The sequence below is a fragment of the Rhodoferax sp. genome, from assembly GCF_018780565.1.
Lineage (GTDB): Bacteria > Pseudomonadota > Gammaproteobacteria > Burkholderiales > Burkholderiaceae_C > Rhodoferax.
This window is the reverse complement of record NZ_JADMJN010000003.1, coordinates 433,570-448,067: the sequence shown is the minus strand read 5'-3', so window position 1 is coordinate 448,067 and position 14,498 is coordinate 433,570. Positions and strand designations below refer to the sequence as shown.

General features: G+C 60.1%; 14 protein-coding genes. 3 read left to right on the top strand and 11 right to left on the bottom strand.

What is annotated here, in order from left to right:
- Positions 1 to 22: 22 nt before the first annotated feature.
- Genes serS through IV109_RS06050 form a run of 3 tightly spaced genes read right to left on the bottom strand, consistent with a single transcriptional unit; the run spans position 23 to position 2,776 of the window.
- A complete protein-coding gene (gene serS, locus IV109_RS06060; RefSeq protein ID WP_296693752.1) occupies positions 23 to 1,357 on the bottom strand; it encodes a serine--tRNA ligase in 1,335 nt (444 codons plus the stop codon).
- A gap of 16 nt (positions 1,358 to 1,373) precedes the next feature.
- A complete protein-coding gene (ispH, locus tag IV109_RS06055; protein WP_296693750.1) occupies positions 1,374 to 2,315 on the bottom strand; it encodes a 4-hydroxy-3-methylbut-2-enyl diphosphate reductase in 942 nt (313 codons plus the stop codon).
- Positions 2,312 to 2,776: an FKBP-type peptidyl-prolyl cis-trans isomerase gene (locus IV109_RS06050; RefSeq protein WP_296693747.1), complete on the bottom strand. Its 465-nt coding sequence runs from the start codon at positions 2,774 to 2,776 to the stop codon at positions 2,312 to 2,314. The genes ispH and IV109_RS06050 overlap by 4 nt, the downstream gene beginning before the upstream one ends.
- 71 nt (positions 2,777 to 2,847) lie before the next feature.
- Here IV109_RS06050 and radC point away from each other — a divergent pair, with 71 nt between their 5' ends.
- The 3 genes from radC to IV109_RS06035 are packed head-to-tail and all read left to right on the top strand — an operon-like array spanning position 2,848 to position 5,113.
- Positions 2,848 to 3,549: a DNA repair protein RadC gene (gene radC / locus IV109_RS06045; RefSeq protein ID WP_296693744.1), complete on the top strand. Its 702-nt coding sequence runs from the start codon at positions 2,848 to 2,850 to the stop codon at positions 3,547 to 3,549.
- Entirely contained in the window at positions 3,546 to 4,202 is a 657-nt protein-coding gene (locus IV109_RS06040; RefSeq protein WP_296693740.1) for a Smr/MutS family protein, read from the top strand. Before radC ends, IV109_RS06040 begins: the two co-directional genes overlap by 4 nt.
- A 56-nt stretch (positions 4,203 to 4,258) precedes the next feature.
- On the top strand, positions 4,259 to 5,113 hold the full coding sequence (locus tag IV109_RS06035; RefSeq protein ID WP_296693738.1) for an NAD(P)-dependent oxidoreductase: 855 nt from the start codon (positions 4,259 to 4,261) through the stop codon (positions 5,111 to 5,113).
- A 21-nt stretch (positions 5,114 to 5,134) separates the two neighbouring features.
- Here IV109_RS06035 and IV109_RS06030 read toward each other — a convergent pair whose 3' ends face one another.
- From IV109_RS06030 to IV109_RS05995, 8 genes are all read right to left on the bottom strand, one after another.
- The gene (locus tag IV109_RS06030) at positions 5,135 to 5,539 is read right to left on the bottom strand and encodes a group II truncated hemoglobin (protein ID WP_296693736.1); all 405 of its coding nucleotides are present in this window, start codon (positions 5,537 to 5,539) and stop codon (positions 5,135 to 5,137) included.
- Between the two features lie 59 nt (positions 5,540 to 5,598).
- Positions 5,599 to 8,118, bottom strand: coding sequence for an FtsX-like permease family protein (locus IV109_RS06025; RefSeq protein ID WP_296693733.1), 2,520 nt, complete (start codon positions 8,116 to 8,118; stop codon positions 5,599 to 5,601).
- Between the two features lie 89 nt (positions 8,119 to 8,207).
- Positions 8,208 to 9,059, bottom strand: a complete 852-nt coding sequence (locus IV109_RS06020) for a formate dehydrogenase accessory sulfurtransferase FdhD (RefSeq protein WP_296694294.1) — start codon at positions 9,057 to 9,059, stop codon at positions 8,208 to 8,210.
- Positions 9,056 to 9,469, bottom strand: a complete 414-nt coding sequence (locus tag IV109_RS06015; protein WP_296693730.1) for a hypothetical protein — start codon at positions 9,467 to 9,469, stop codon at positions 9,056 to 9,058. Before IV109_RS06015 ends, IV109_RS06020 begins: the two co-directional genes overlap by 4 nt.
- A gap of 10 nt (positions 9,470 to 9,479) precedes the next feature.
- Positions 9,480 to 10,637 (bottom strand): formate dehydrogenase subunit gamma, encoded by a 1,158-nt coding sequence (locus IV109_RS06010; RefSeq protein WP_296693728.1) that lies wholly within the window; start codon positions 10,635 to 10,637, stop codon positions 9,480 to 9,482.
- A gap of 12 nt (positions 10,638 to 10,649) precedes the next feature.
- A complete protein-coding gene (locus tag IV109_RS06005; RefSeq protein ID WP_296693726.1) occupies positions 10,650 to 10,871 on the bottom strand; it encodes a hypothetical protein in 222 nt (73 codons plus the stop codon).
- Positions 10,868 to 11,500 carry a formate dehydrogenase FDH3 subunit beta gene (gene fdh3B / locus IV109_RS06000; protein ID WP_296693723.1) on the bottom strand — a complete coding sequence of 211 codons (633 nt, stop codon included), beginning with the start codon at positions 11,498 to 11,500 and terminating at the stop codon, positions 10,868 to 10,870. The genes IV109_RS06005 and fdh3B overlap by 4 nt, the downstream gene beginning before the upstream one ends.
- A 9-nt stretch (positions 11,501 to 11,509) precedes the next feature.
- Positions 11,510 to 14,470, bottom strand: coding sequence for a formate dehydrogenase subunit alpha (locus IV109_RS05995; protein WP_296693719.1), 2,961 nt, complete (start codon positions 14,468 to 14,470; stop codon positions 11,510 to 11,512).
- Positions 14,471 to 14,498 lie beyond the last annotated feature (28 nt).

The following is a 14,498-nucleotide window of genomic DNA, read 5'->3' as shown; positions in this document are numbered from 1 at the left end:
TCGGTTACTTTACAGATCCCTGTCAGTCAGGACTGGCCGTACCCAAAACCGTTTGCCCACCCAGGTAAGGCCGTAAAACTTGTGGCACGGTGACCGAGCCATCGGCGTTCTGATAATTTTCCAGCACCGCGACCAGTGTGCGGCCCACCGCCAGACCCGAGCCATTGAGGGTGTGTACCAGCTCGTTCTTGCCTTGCGCATTCTTGAAGCGAGCCTGCAGGCGACGGGCCTGGAACGCCTCGCAATTCGACACCGAGCTGATTTCACGAAAGGTGTTCTGCGCCGGCAACCAGACTTCCAGGTCATAAGTCTTGCTGGCACCAAAGCCCATATCGCCCGTGCACAAGGACATCACACGGTAGGGCAGACCCAGCTTCTGCAGAATCGCTTCTGCATGCCCGGTCATTTCTTCCAGGGTTTCATAGCTCTTGTCAGGGTGGACGATCTGCACCATCTCGACCTTGTCGAACTGGTGCTGGCGGATCAGGCCGCGCGTGTCGCGTCCGGCACTGCCGGCCTCGGAACGGAAACATGGCGTGTGCGCCGTGAGTTTGATGGGCAAAGCTGACTCCGCCACCACTTCATCGCGCACGAAATTGGTCAGAGGCACTTCGCTGGTCGGTATCAGGTAGAGGGCCGCATTGTCCGGTGCGGCTTCGCCTTCCTGCCCGCCTTTTTTAGCGGCAAACAGATCGCCTTCGAACTTGGGCAACTGGCCGGTGCCGCGCAGACTCTCGCCATTCACGATGTACGGGGTGTAGCACTCGGTATAGCCGTGCTCCTGGGTCTGCACGTCCAGCATGAACTGCGACAACGCGCGGTGCAGGCGGGCAATAGGACCCTTCATCACCGTGAAGCGCGCCCCGGTCAGTTTGACACCCATCTCGAAATCCAGCCCCAACGGTGTCCCCAGATCCACATGGTCTTTCACCGCGAAGTCATAAGCCTTGGGCTGACCCCAGGTGCGAAGCACCACGTTGCCAGCTTCGTCGGCACCCACGGGCACGCTCTCATGCGGCAGGTTGGGCACGGCCAGCAGCAAGACCTGCAATTCCGCCTGGATCTGATCAAGGCGCGTGGCCGAGGTTTCCAGCTCCGACTTCAATCCCGCCACCTCGGCCATCACGGCGTCACTCTCGTCTTTGCCGGCCGGCCCCTTGGCCTTGAGCTGGCCAATTTGCTTGCTCAAGGCATTGCGTTTGCCCTGCAGTTCTTCGGTACGCATTTGAATCGTCTTGCGCTCGGCCTCGAGGGTTTTGAAAGCGTCCACATCCAGGAAGGCCTGCGGCTTTTTGCGGGTCTCAAGACGCGCCACGGCGGAGTCAAGATCTTTTCGGAGAAGTGTGATGTCTAGCATGGCAATATTTCAATATTCAGAGTTTCAGGCCTTTGGGCAACGGGAATTTCACGGTCTCTTCGATACCGTCCATCTTGCGCACCGAGACGGCACCCAGAGCCTTGATGCGGTCGATCACCTGGCGCACCAGTATCTCGGGGGCCGATGCGCCGGCGGTCAAGCCGACACGCTGGCGCCCCTCAAACCATTGCTCTTGCAACTCATCGGCGCCGTCCACCATGTAGCTTTCAGTACCCAGCTTGCGCGCCAATTCGGCCAGACGATTGCTGTTGGAGCTGGTGGGACTGCCCACCACGATGAGCACATCCACCTGGGGGCTCATGACCTTGACCGCGTCCTGCCGGTTCTGCGTGGCATAGCAGATGTCTTGCTGCTTGGGCTGACGAGCATTGGGGAAACGCGCCCTGACAGCAGCAGCGATCTCGGCGGCGTCGTCCACGCTCAGGGTGGTTTGCGTCACCACAGCCAATTTTTCGATCTGAGCGGGTTGCACGCGAGCCACGTCGGCCACGTCTTCCACCAGATGAATGCCGCTGTCGAGCTGACCCATGGTGCCTTCCACCTCGGGGTGCCCCTTGTGGCCGATCATGATGAATTCATAACCTTCCCTGTGCAGCTTGGCAACCTCAACATGCACCTTGGTCACCAAGGGGCAGGTGGCGTCAAAAATCTGAAAGCCCCTGGCAGCGGCCTCCGCCTGCACCGCCCGGCTTACGCCATGGGCAGAAAAAATGAGCGTAGCCCCGGCCGGTACATCATCCAGTGCTTCGATAAAAATAGCGCCTTTGGTCTTGAGGTCATTCACCACGTAGGTGTTGTGCACGATTTCATGGCGCACGTAAATCGGTGCGCCGAACTTGTGCAGCGCGCGTTCAACGATCTCGATGGCCCGGTCCACGCCCGCGCAGAAGCCGCGTGGCTCGGCCAGAAGAATCTCCTGGGGCAACACGGTGCTCACAGAATACCGATCACGTGGACTTCAAACGTCACGGGCTGGCCTGCCAGCGGGTGATTGAAATCAAACAAAATGGCATCGCCCCGCTCATCACTTCGCAACTGCTGCACCGAGCCGGCAAACTGGCCCTTACCATCCGGCGTTGGGAACTGAACCACATCGCCCACCTGGTACTGCTCAGTGGCATCCCCCATGTCGACCAGCACCTTGCGTGCCAGCCATTGCAGCATGTCGGGATTGCGCGCGCCAAAGGCCGTCCCCGCCGCCAGTTCAAAGGTGACGCGACTGCCTTCAGCCAGACCGAGCAAATGCGCCTCCACCGCTGGCGACAGTTCGCCGGCACCCAGGGTCAGGGTGGCGGGTTTGCCTTCAAAGGTGTTGATCACATCACCGGCAGGCCCGGCCATGCGGTAGTGCAGCGTGAGAAATGAACCGGGTTGAACACAGGCAAGGGTGGATGTCATAAAAGTCCTGGGCAGACGCGCAAGGTGGCGCTTTGGCGAATAAACTGCCCTCATTGTAAAAGCCCGCCCCCATGCCCCTCAAAGACCTTCCCCTTGACGCCCGTCCCCGTGAAAAGCTGCTGGCGCGCGGCCCCGGCGCCTTGAGCGATGCCGAGCTGCTGGCCCTGCTATTGCGGACCGGTATCAAAGGCAAAGGGGTACTGCAAATGGCTCAGGAGCTGTTGCAGCTCAAGACCGACGCCAACGACCACGATGGTTTTGATGGCATAGCCGGCCTGCTGCACGCCACGGCGGACGACCTGAAGCGCGTCAAAGGTCTGGGTCCGGCCAAACGCGCTGAGCTTGTGGCCGTGCTGGAGTTGTCGCGCCGGGCACTGGCGCAGCAGCTCAAGGAACGCACCATCTTTGCCACCCCTGACGCGGTCAAGCACTACCTGCAATTGCATCTGGCCGCCAAACCGCATGAAGTGTTTGCCGTGCTGTTTCTGGACGTGCAAAACCGCCTGTTGGCCATGGAGGAGCTGTTTCGCGGCACCTTGACGCAAACCAGCGTTTACCCGCGCGAAGTGGTGCTGCGCGCCCTGCACCATCAGGCCGCTGCCGTGGTGCTGGCCCACAACCACCCCAGCGGCTCGGTACAACCATCACGGGCCGACGAGGCCCTGACGCAAACCCTGAAGACCACACTGGCGCTGGTTGATGTGCGCGTGCTCGACCATGTGATCGTGGCCCCCGGTGAAGCTTTGTCCATGGCCGAGCGGGGCCTGCTATGACAGCCAAGCCCATGAAGGTTACCAGCCTGGCGGATCTGAAGCTGGTTCAACGCGAGATCGAAGCGCAGATGGAGCGCGAGGCCCGGCAAGCGGCCGAGCAGGCTCAGGCCCGGCGGCAAGCCGCCAGTGAAAAAAGCCTGTTCATTCGGGCTGCGGGCGTCGTTCAGCCTCTGCAGGAAAAAAACCGGGTGCTATTGAAAAAAGAGCGGCCGATAGTCCAAACCATGCAGTACCAAAGAGATGAAAAAGCGGTGCTGATTGAGGCCATCAGTGACGAGTTCGACGTTGGCACCTTGCTTGATACCGACGAACTCCTGAGTTTTCGCCGCCCGGGCATTGGCCCTGATGTCACCCGGAAATTGCGCCGTGGTGACTGGTCCATTCAGCGACAAATCGACCTGCACGGCATGCGCCGCGACGAAGCCCGTGAGCAACTGAGCTTTTTCATCCGCGAGGCACACAAACAGGGCATCCGCTGCGTGCGTGTGGTGCACGGCAAGGGCCTGGGTTCGCCGGGCAAGGCGCCAGTACTCAAGAGCCGGGTGCACAGCTGGCTTGTACAGAAGCAGGAGGTACTGGCTTTCGTGCAAGCCAAGCCCGCCGATGGTGGCGCGGGCGCCCTGGTGGTCTTGCTGATGGCATCCAGGGGCTGAACCCTGGGCGCCGGCTTCCTTGATTTGAACGCCCCCCAACTTGAAGGAGATACCCCATGTCAAACATTGCATTTCTCGGTACCGGCCTGCTCGGTAGTGCCTTCGCTGAAGCGGCGGCCCAACGCGGCGACACCGTCACGGCCTGGAACCGGTCCCCGGACAAGGTCCGTGCGCTTGCCTCATTCGGCGTGATTGCTGCGGCCAGTCCGACCGAAGCCGTGCGCAAGGCCCGGCGCATTCACCTCGTGCTCAAGGACGACGCTGTGGTTGAAGAAGTGTTGGCAGCCGCACGCGCAGGACTGTCACCGGATGCCATCGTCATCGATCACACCACCACACTACCCGCGCGCACGGCAGAGCGCCTGCAACGGCTCAACGCGCAGGGGGTGAAATACCTGCACTGTCCGGTTTTCATGGGTCCACCCGCAGCCCGCACGGCCCAGGGCACGATGATGGCCGCCGGACCCCGGGCACTGTTCGACAGTGTGAAGGCTGACCTGGCCAAAATGACGGGGCGGCTGGAATACATGGGCGAGCGCGCCGACCTGGCTGCGGTGAACAAACTGTTCGGCAATGCCATGATCATCGGTGTCGCGGCCCTGGTCGCCGACATACTGACCCTGGCACAGGCAAGCAACGTGAAGCCTGAAGACGCGATCAGGCTTTTGGGCATGATCGATCTGAATACCAGCGTGAGCGGGCGAGGCATGAAGATGGCACAAGGCAACTTTGCACCGAGCTTTGAATTGACGATGGGGCGCAAGGATGTCGGACTGATGCTGGAAACCGCGGGCCAGCGTCCCATGGCGGCACTTGCATCGATAGCCGCGCGAATGGATCAGCTCATCTCTGCCGGGCATGGAAATGACGACTGCAGTGTCCTGGGCATCGACGCGCTGTCACGCCCCTGACACGCACGCTCGCCCGCGCCCTCAACCCTCCTGGTTGCGCATCCAGTCGGCCGTCTTGAAAAAGGCCTCGTTCAGCTGAACGCGCAAATCTTCGGGCACATGGGTCTCTCGCATCGCCTGGTCCATGCAGGAGACCCACTGGTCGCGCTCGGTGATCCCGATTTTGAACGGCAAGTGGCGGGCACGCAGGCGGGGGTGGCCAAAACGCCCGGTGTAGTGCTGCGGCCCGCCGAGCCAGCCACACAAAAACCAGAACAGCTTTTGCCGGGCATTGGCCAGCTCGGTTCCGTGCGCCGCACGCAGCGCCTGAAAGCCAGACTCCAGATCCATCAGGTCGTAAAAACGATCCGTCAAAGCCTGTACCTGGACTTCACCACCCATACGCTGGAATGGTGTTTCAACAACCTTGTCTTCTTGAGGATTCATGAATATATGAGCTTCCTGCCCGCCGATCATGCGTTGACAGCTATTAATTATGTAGCAAATTATTGCACCGACCGGCGCAGCGTCTCTACCACGGGGCGTCGCAGCACCTCGCGCAAGCCCCACCAGCCGGCAGCCAGTGCGAGCAAGGCGCCGCACAGCGCACCGAGCAGGGGCACCCACAGCGACACGGTCCACGCGAAATCAAAAACATACTTCGCCAGACCCCAACCCACCGCCGTGGCCGCTATCGAAGCCAGAAGGCCGGCCAGCAAGCCCACACCCATCAATTCAGCACGCTGAACCTGGCGCAGCAAACTGCTTTTGGCACCGATGGCCCGCATGATGGCAAATTCCTTGGCCCGCTCCTCACGCGTGGCGGTGACTGCGGCAAACAACACCACCAGACCGGCAGCCAGGGTAAAACCAAACAGGAATTCCACGGCACGCGTCACCTGATCCAGGACGCGCTGAATCTGCAGGATGGTGCTGCTGGTATCCACATTGGTGATGTTGGGGAAGGTGCGAACCAGCGCGTTGTCAAAACCGGGCACCGCGGGAGCTTTGAACGCACTCATGTACGTGGTGGGCACATTGGGCATGCTGCTCACCGGGTACATCACATAAAAGTTGGCCCGCATCGAGCCCCAGTCCACTTTGCGCAGGGAGGTGATTCTGGACTCGGCCTGCACACCGCCGATGTCAAAACGCAGGGTGTCGCCCAGGCTGAGATGGAGTGTTTTGGCAATGCCCTCTTCGACGCTGATGGCACCTTGCTCATTCTCGGTCCAGCGTCCGGCCACCACCTCGTTTTGCGCCGGCTTGGCTGCGTTGTGCGACAGGTTGAACTCCCGGTCCACCAGGCGTTTGGCACGGTCATCGGCAAAGTCATCGGGGGTGATGGCTTTTCCATTGACCGCCACCAATCGGCCGCGAATCATCGGGTACCAGTCAAACTTGGCCACACCCGCATCACGCAGCGTTTTCACAAAGGCATCACCCTGCTCGGGCATCACATTGATCACAAAGCGGTTGGGTGCGTCCGCCGGAGTGGCCTTGCGCCAACTGCTGATGAGGTCGGTGCGCAAGAGCACCAGCAACACCAGCGCCAGCAAACCCACAGCCAGGGCACTGACCTGCACCACAGCATAGGCCGGACGCGCCGAGATCTGTCGCGTAGCCAGCACCAGCCAGCGTGGTGCTGTGCTCTCGTTGACCATTGATCTCAGCAGTCTGACCGCCAGCCAGCTCAAAGCGGCGAATACCAGCACAGCCCCGGCAAAACCACCCACGGCGATCAACCCCAACTGGACGTCGCTGCTTGCAGCCAGCAGCAGGGTGGCAAAGCCGGCCACGCCAAGTCCCAATACCCCCAGCGAGGCGGGCTTGAGGTTACCCACGTCACGACGGATCACGCGCAGCGGTGGCACGCGGGCAAGCTGCAGCACGGGTGGCAGACCAAAGGCCAGCAGCAGCGTCAATCCCATCCCGACACCAAACATAACAGGCCAGATGCCCGCCGCCGGAAGCGCGGCATCCACCAAGCCCGCCAACAGCAACACAAACACATGGTGCACCCCATAGCCCACGGCCACGCCCAGTCCACTGGCCAGCAAGCCGATGATGGTGAACTCAAATGCATACGCTGAAGCAATGGTGCGCTGGCTTAAACCCAGCACGCGCAGCATGGCGCAATCATCCAGATGGCTGGCGGCAAAGCCGCGCGCTGCCAGCGCCACAGCCACCGCACTCAAGAGTGCGGCCAACAAGGCTACAAGGTTGAGGAACTTCTCAGCCCGGTCCAGGGTTTGGCTCAACTCGGGGCGCCCCCCCTGCAGCGACTCCACACGCACGCCGCGAACTTGCGGCTTCTTGATCTCTTCCAGCGCCCATCCGGTGAAAGCCTTGACGGCGCGCTCCTGGCCCGCAATCGCCATGCGGTAGGTCAGCCGACTGGCGGGCTGGATCAGTCTGGTGGCGTCCACATCGGCACGGTTGATCATCACGCGCGGTGCGAAATTCATGAAGCCGGCACCGCGATCGGGTTCGACCACAATAATTTTGGCGATCCGCAGGCTGGCGTCTCCCAACAGCAAGACATCGCCCATCTGGACGCCAATGCCCTCCAGCAGGGCCGCCTCTACCCACGCTTCGCCAGCACCAGGAATCGCACGGGTCGCCGCGTCCGGTGCGCCAGGCTGAGGTGCCACCTTCAGGTTACCGCGCAGCGGGTAGCCGGGCTCAACCACCTTCAGCGCCACCAGCTTGGATCCACCACCTTGGGCATCACTGGCACGGCCCATAGTGGGAAATCCCAAGGTCTGCACCACATCCAGGCCCAATTCACGCGCCTTCGCGGCAAACGCGGCGGGGGTTGGGTTGTCACTGGAAATCACGGCATCACCACCGAGCAATTGACGCGCGTCACGCTGCAAACCGCTTTTGAGCCGGTCCGCAAAGAAACCCACCGCCGTCAAGGCGGCTACCGCCAGCGTCACAGCAAGGATCAACAAGCGGAGTTCGCCAGAACGCAAATCGCGCCACAAGGAGCGCCAGCCCAGGCGCCAAAAAGAGATATTCATGGCGCTACCTTAGCGCACTCGGGAATGGTGCGCCGCCTGGAGTCCGAATTAACCTGCGGTAACGGATGAAATCCTGAAATTCGCCGATGTCACGTAGTGGCATGCAAACGCTCGCCCGCGAGTTCAGGCTGAAAGCAAAAGCGATGGGCGCCACTGTAGCAAAGGAATCTTTTGTTGGTCGCTCGTCCGATGGTGCACAGCCCCAGGCGCTGCGCCACCTCATGACCCATCTGGGTGATGCCGCTACGCGAGACCACAATCGGCACGCCCATTTGAGCGGACTTGATCACCATCTCGCTGGTCAGGCGGCCCGTGGTGTAAAAGACTTTGTCCTCACCCGACATGGTGTGCGCATCCTGCATCCACATCCAGCCGGCGATGGTGTCAATCGCATTGTGACGCCCGACATCTTCCACAAACACCAGCAGCTCCTCGCCACGAAACAGGGCGCAGCCGTGCACGGAGCCAGCCGATTTATAGGTGCTTTCCTTCAGACGGATGGCATTGACAATGCCATAAAGTTGCGACTGTGTGAGAGACGCCTGCGGCAGCACCAGCTTGTCCACGTCCGCCATCAAATCGCCAAACACGCTGCCCTGTCCGCAACCGGTGGTCACCACCCGTTTGGAGGTACGCGCTTCGATATCGGATATGCCTGCCCGGGTTTTCACAGCGGCAGCGCCGACCTCCCAATCCACGGTGATGGAGTCGACTTCCTGCACCGACTGCACCAGGCGCTGATTGCGCAGGAAACCCAATACCAGCAGTTCTGGCTGAGCGCCCAGGGTCATCAAAGTCACCAACTCGCGCTTGTCCACATAGACGGTGAGCGCGCGCTCGGCGGGTATCGAGATGGCGTCCGTCTGCCCGAACTCATTGATCGCGCTGACCTCGCGCGTCAAGGGTGCGCGAGCCTGGGTCAGGTAAGGTAGCGCGCTCAGGATTTTTTGGCCGACGTTGCTGCAACTGGCGTTGCAGTCGCGGCGGATGCAGCCGCGGCAGGCGCCGGTGCTGCTGGCGGTGCAGCAGCTGCAGCTGCCACAGGTGCTGCCGGCGTGTACACAAAGGGCCCTGGATCGACACACGTGCTGGCCGCAGCAGGTACTTTGGCGCCCTTGGCCGCCTTGGTCTCCTTAGCGTCAGTTTTGGCCGACTTGTAATGGGCGACTGTCTTGTCCTGCGCCTTGCACAGCAGGTAGCCATCCACTTTGCCACTCCAGGCTGTTTTGGCTGCGGCTTCTGCGGCCTTCGCCTTGGCCTCGTCCGAGAGGGCCGGCAACTTGGCCATCACCGATGTGCACATCACAAGCGCAATACCCGCCAGCACCAATTTTTGCAGATGTTTTTTCATACAGACTTTCTCAAACTTGAACGGGATTGCCGGAAACCGGTGTCTGTGGCGAACGCTGTGCAGGGATCTTGCCTGCCTTGATGTCGTCGTACCAGAGTTCATGGTGTTCTTTGGCCCACTCCTCGTCCACATAACCCGTCTTCATCGCCTTGTAGGCACCGTCCATGCCAATGGTACCCATGTAGATGTGGCCCATGAACATCGCCATCATCAGGATGGTGGCCACGGCGTGAACCATATGGGTGACCTGCATGGTGCCACGCTCGTACACCAGACCGGGGATCAGTTTGTCCAGCACCAAACCCGAGCCCACCACAATCAGGCCCAGCAAAAACACGCCACCCCAGAACAAAACTTTTTCGCCGGCGTTGAAGCGATGGGATGCCACTTCGTGATCCGACATCAAGCCACCCCCGCGGGCCAGCCACGTGATGTCTTCCTTGCGAGGCAGGTTGTCCTTGATAAAGGTGCCGATCACCACCACCAGGGACACGGCAAACACGGGACCGGCAAAATTGTGCGCATTCTTGAGCACGTAAGCCAGCCAGCCAAACAGGGTATTGCCCATCACGGGATTCAGGAAAAACTTGCCAAAGGCCATCACCAGGCCAGAGATGGCGAGAATGCAAAAAGCAATGGCGTTGCTCCAATGCGCAGAACGCTCAAATGCAGTGAAGCGCTCAATCTGCCGCCCGGTCTCCGCGCCGTGCAATGGCAGACTGCCCCTGCGCCAGTAAAACAGGGCAATGGCACCCATCACAATCAAGAGCAAAGCACCACCGTACGGAATGATCCAGTTGTTGCGTACCTGCCGCCAGCCCTCACCTGCGTTGGTCAACCTGGCCCCCGGATACTGGACGAACGGCTGAATCAGATTGCCCGCCTCAGGGGTGGGCAGGCTGCTATAGCCAGTCACGCCCGCGCCCACCTGGCGCCACATGGGTGCATTGTTGCCTGGCTGAACCTTGGCGCGTTCGCCATTGGTCTGCGTTGCGTAACCTGGCTCGGCGCTGGCATCAGGCTTCACATCCATGATGTTCTGGCTCGTGATCGCAGCGGCACCGGACGGAGCCGCTGCCGGTGCGGCAGGGGCTGACGGCTGGCTTTGCGCCATGGCGCCACCGCCAAGCAGCGCCAACAGCAGAACGGCAGAAAGGGCATTTTTCATGAGGGCCTCCTGTCAGTTCATCCGGTTGTAGTCGTTCTGTCCCTGTTGCGTACGCGCCTTCAGCTGTGACTCCCAGCTGGCCTTGTCACCCTGCTTCCAGCCACCCGCCGCAAAGGGCTTGCCCGTACCACTGTGAGGAGCAACATCCTGACTACCGGTACCCAAGGTTTGCGGCTTATCGCCGCAAGCCGACAGAAACACTGCGAGAGTTGCCATCAAAAAAGTGTATTTCATGATTTGGCTCCTTCTGGCGCAGAAACGCCGGGCTGGCCAGCCTGTTTCGATCCATAGGCGGTTCCCCAACCCCAAACCTCTGCGCCCTTGCCGCGCTTGAGCACCCGGTTGCGGAAGATGTCAGCGACCACATCGCCGTCACCCGCAATCAAGGCTTTGGTCGAGCACATTTCAGCGCAAACCGGCAGCTTGCCTTCGGCCAGGCGGTTGCGGCCATATTTTTCAAACTCGGCCTGGCTGCCATTGGCTTCGGGACCACCGGCACAGAAAGTGCACTTGTCCATCTTGCCGCGCACACCAAAAGTACCCTGGGATGGAAATTGGGGTGCGCCAAAGGGACAAGCGTAGGAGCAATAGCCGCAGCCAATGCAGACATCCTTGTCGTGCAACACCACGCCTTCGTCAGTGCGATAGAAGCAGTTGACCGGGCAAACCGCCATGCAGGGTGCATCGCTGCAATGCATGCAAGCAACCGAAATGGATTTCTCGCCCGGCACACCGTCGTTGAGGGTCACCACGCGCCGGCGGTTCACACCCCAAGGGACCTCATGCTCGTTCTTGCAGGCCGTTACACAACCGTTGCACTCAATGCAGCGCTCGGCGTCACAGACAAATTTCATTCTTGCCATGGTAGTTCCTTATGCCCGTTCGACGTTGCAGATCGTCGTTTTGGTTTCCTGCATCATGGTCACGCTGTCATAACCGTACGTGGTTGACGTATTGATGGCCTCCCCCCGCACAATCGGTGCTGCGCCGCTGGGGTAGTGAGCCAGCATGTCTGCACCTTGCCACCGACCCGAGAAGTGGAAGGGCAAAAACACAGTGTCCGGCCCCACGCGCTCTGTCACCAGTGCTTGCACATTGAGACGTGCGCCTGTTGGTGTCGACACCCAGGCACGCTCGCCATTGCGAATGCCCTTGTCCGCCGCAACCTTGGGGTTGATCTCGATGAACATTTCCTGCTGCAACTCGGCCAGCCAGGGATTGGAACGGGTCTCTTCTCCGCCGCCTTCGTACTCGACCAATCGACCCGAGGTCATGATGAACGGGAACTTCTCATGCACCTTGTCGGCGATGTTCTTCTGCTGGATCGTCTTGAACAAGGTGGGCAGACGCCAGAACGCTTTCTTGTCGTCGTGGGTCGGGTACTTGGCAACCAGATCGGGCCGGATACCGTACAAGGGCTCACGATGCTGCGGAATCGCATCGGGGAAGTTCCACACCACGGCACGCGCCTTGGCATTGCCAAACGGGTGGCAACCATGGTTTTGCATGAACACGCGGATCATGCCGCCGGAGGCATCGGTCTTCCAGTTCTTGCCTTCAGCCGCTGTTTTTTCGGCCTCATTCAACTCATCCCACCAGCCCAGTTTCTTGAGCAGCACATGGTCCAGTTCCGGATAGCCTGTGGTGATGTCAGCGCCTTTGGAGTGGGACCCATCCTCGGCCAGCAAATTCTTGCCTTCACGCTCCACGCCAAAATTGGCGCGGAAGTTGCCGCCGCCATCCATCACATGCTTGGAGGTGTCATACAGGTTGGGGGAACCCGGGTGCTTGAGCGCCGGGGTGCCATAGCAAGGCCAGGGAAGGCCAAAGTAGTCACCCGTGAAGTCGTATCCGGTTTCCTTGTCCTTGCCGCCTTTGGCCTTGAGCGTTTTGACGTCAAACAGGTTCATGTTGCGCATGTGCGCTTTGAGACGCTCCGGACTTTGGCCGGTGTAGCCGATGGTCCACACCGACTTGTTGATCTCGCGCAGGATGTCTTCGGGCATGGGTTCGTCCATGCCTTTGACCTTTTGCATCTTGTAGTTCTTGGACAGTTCCTTGCCAAAGCCGAGCTTGTCGGCGAACTGCTGCATGATCATGTGGTCGCTACGGCTCTCCCACAAGGGCTCAATCACTTTTTCACGCCATTGAATCGAACGGTTGGAAGCCGTCACCGAACCACTGGTTTCGAACTGCGTGGCCGCGGGCAGCAAATACACCGAACGGTTGGGGTTTAAATCTTCCGCCTTGCCAGGCATGGCGGCCATGGCTGCCGTGGCCGATGGATAGGGGTCCACCACCACCAGCAAATCAAGCTTGTCCATGGCACGCTTCATCTCCAGCCCGCGGGTCTGGGAGTTGGGTGCATGGCCCCAATAGAACACGCCACGCAGATTGGAGTCCTGGTCAATCAGCTCGTTTTTCTCCAGCACGCCGTCAATCCAGCGCGACACGGTGATGCCGGGCTTGCTCATCATCGCAGGCGATGAAAACCGGCCCTTGATCCATTCAAAATCAACGCCCCAGGCTTTGGCGAAATGCTTCCATGAGCCTTCCACAATACCGTAATAGCCGGGCAAGGAATCGGGGTTGGGGCCAACGTCGGTAGCTCCCTGCACGTTGTCATGGCCGCGGAAAATGTTGGTGCCGCCACCGGACTTGCCCACGTTGCCCAAGGCCAACTGCAAGATGCACGAAGCACGCACCATGGCGTTGCCGATACTGTGCTGGGTCTGCCCCATGCACCACACGATGGTGCCGGGACGGCTCTCGTTGAGCATGGTCGCGATCTTGATCATCTGCGCTTCTTTGACGCCGCAGGCTTCCTCCACCTTGTCCGGTGTCCATTTGGTGAGCACATCTTCCTTGACCTTGTCCATGCCGTAGACACGGTCATTGATGTACTTCTTGTCTTCCCAGCCGTTCTTGAAAATATGGTGGAGCAGACCAAACAAAAAGGGAATGTCAGAGCCCGAGCGAATGCGCACGTACTCGTCCGCTTTGGCGGCGGTTCGCGTGAAGCGTGGGTCTACCACGATCATCTTGCAGCCATTCTCCTTGGCGTGCAGCATGTGCAACATGCTCACCGGATGCGCCTCTGCCGCGTTGGAGCCAATGTACAGGGCGACCTTGCTGTTCTGCATGTCGTTGTACGAATTGGTCATGGCCCCATAGCCCCAGGTGTTGGCCACACCGGCCACTGTGGTGGAGTGACAGATACGGGCCTGGTGGTCACAGTTGTTGGAGCCCCAGAAACTCACAAATTTGCGCAACAGGTAGGCCTGCTCGTTATTGTGCTTGGATGAGCCCACCCAATAGATCGAATCCGGTCCGCTGGCTTTGCGCAGCTCCATCAACTTGGCGCTGATTTCGGTCAGCGCTGTATCCCAGCTGATGCGCTCGTACTTGCCGTTGACCAGTTTCATGGGGTAACGCAAACGGAACTCGCCGTGGCCATGCTCGCGCAAAGCTGCGCCTTTGGCGCAATGAGCACCTAGATTGATCGGGGAGTCGAACACCGGCTCTTGACGTACCCACACACCGTTTTCGACCACTGCGTCGACTGCACACCCTACCGAACAATGGGTGCATATCGTGCGTTTGATTTCAATTTTCCCCTCGCCCACCGCGACAGCACCTTGCGCTGCACCGGCTTTTTTGACCAGCGTCAATTGCGAAGCGGCAAGGCCCACACCCACACCCATGCCGGAGCGGCGCAAAAAGGCACGCCGGTCCATGGTCGGCAAGGCCTGGGACAAACCACGGCGCAAGCTGTGCACAAAGGGTGAACGGGAAGCGGTATCGGACGAACCCGATTTTTTGGTCAACAACATGGAACTCTCCAAAGTCGGCGTGAGTCGG

Excerpts from the sequence above, each read along its gene's own strand:
- serS (WP_296693752.1), bottom strand. The coding sequence starts at position 1,357 with ATGCTAGACATCACACTTCTCCGAAAAGATCTTGACTCCGCCGTGGCG.
- IV109_RS06050 (WP_296693747.1), bottom strand. The coding sequence starts at position 2,776 with ATGACATCCACCCTTGCCTGTGTTCAACCCGGTTCATTTCTCACGCTG.
- radC (WP_296693744.1), top strand. The coding sequence starts at position 2,848 with ATGCCCCTCAAAGACCTTCCCCTTGACGCCCGTCCCCGTGAAAAGCTG.
- IV109_RS06040 (WP_296693740.1), top strand. The coding sequence starts at position 3,546 with ATGACAGCCAAGCCCATGAAGGTTACCAGCCTGGCGGATCTGAAGCTG.
- IV109_RS06035 (WP_296693738.1), top strand. The coding sequence starts at position 4,259 with ATGTCAAACATTGCATTTCTCGGTACCGGCCTGCTCGGTAGTGCCTTC.
- IV109_RS06030 (WP_296693736.1), bottom strand. The coding sequence starts at position 5,539 with ATGAATCCTCAAGAAGACAAGGTTGTTGAAACACCATTCCAGCGTATG.
- IV109_RS06025 (WP_296693733.1), bottom strand. The coding sequence starts at position 8,118 with ATGAATATCTCTTTTTGGCGCCTGGGCTGGCGCTCCTTGTGGCGCGAT.
- IV109_RS06015 (WP_296693730.1), bottom strand. The coding sequence starts at position 9,469 with ATGAAAAAACATCTGCAAAAATTGGTGCTGGCGGGTATTGCGCTTGTG.
- IV109_RS06010 (WP_296693728.1), bottom strand. The coding sequence starts at position 10,637 with ATGAAAAATGCCCTTTCTGCCGTTCTGCTGTTGGCGCTGCTTGGCGGT.
- IV109_RS06005 (WP_296693726.1), bottom strand. The coding sequence starts at position 10,871 with ATGAAATACACTTTTTTGATGGCAACTCTCGCAGTGTTTCTGTCGGCT.
- fdh3B (WP_296693723.1), bottom strand. The coding sequence starts at position 11,500 with ATGGCAAGAATGAAATTTGTCTGTGACGCCGAGCGCTGCATTGAGTGC.
- IV109_RS05995 (WP_296693719.1), bottom strand. The coding sequence starts at position 14,470 with ATGTTGTTGACCAAAAAATCGGGTTCGTCCGATACCGCTTCCCGTTCA.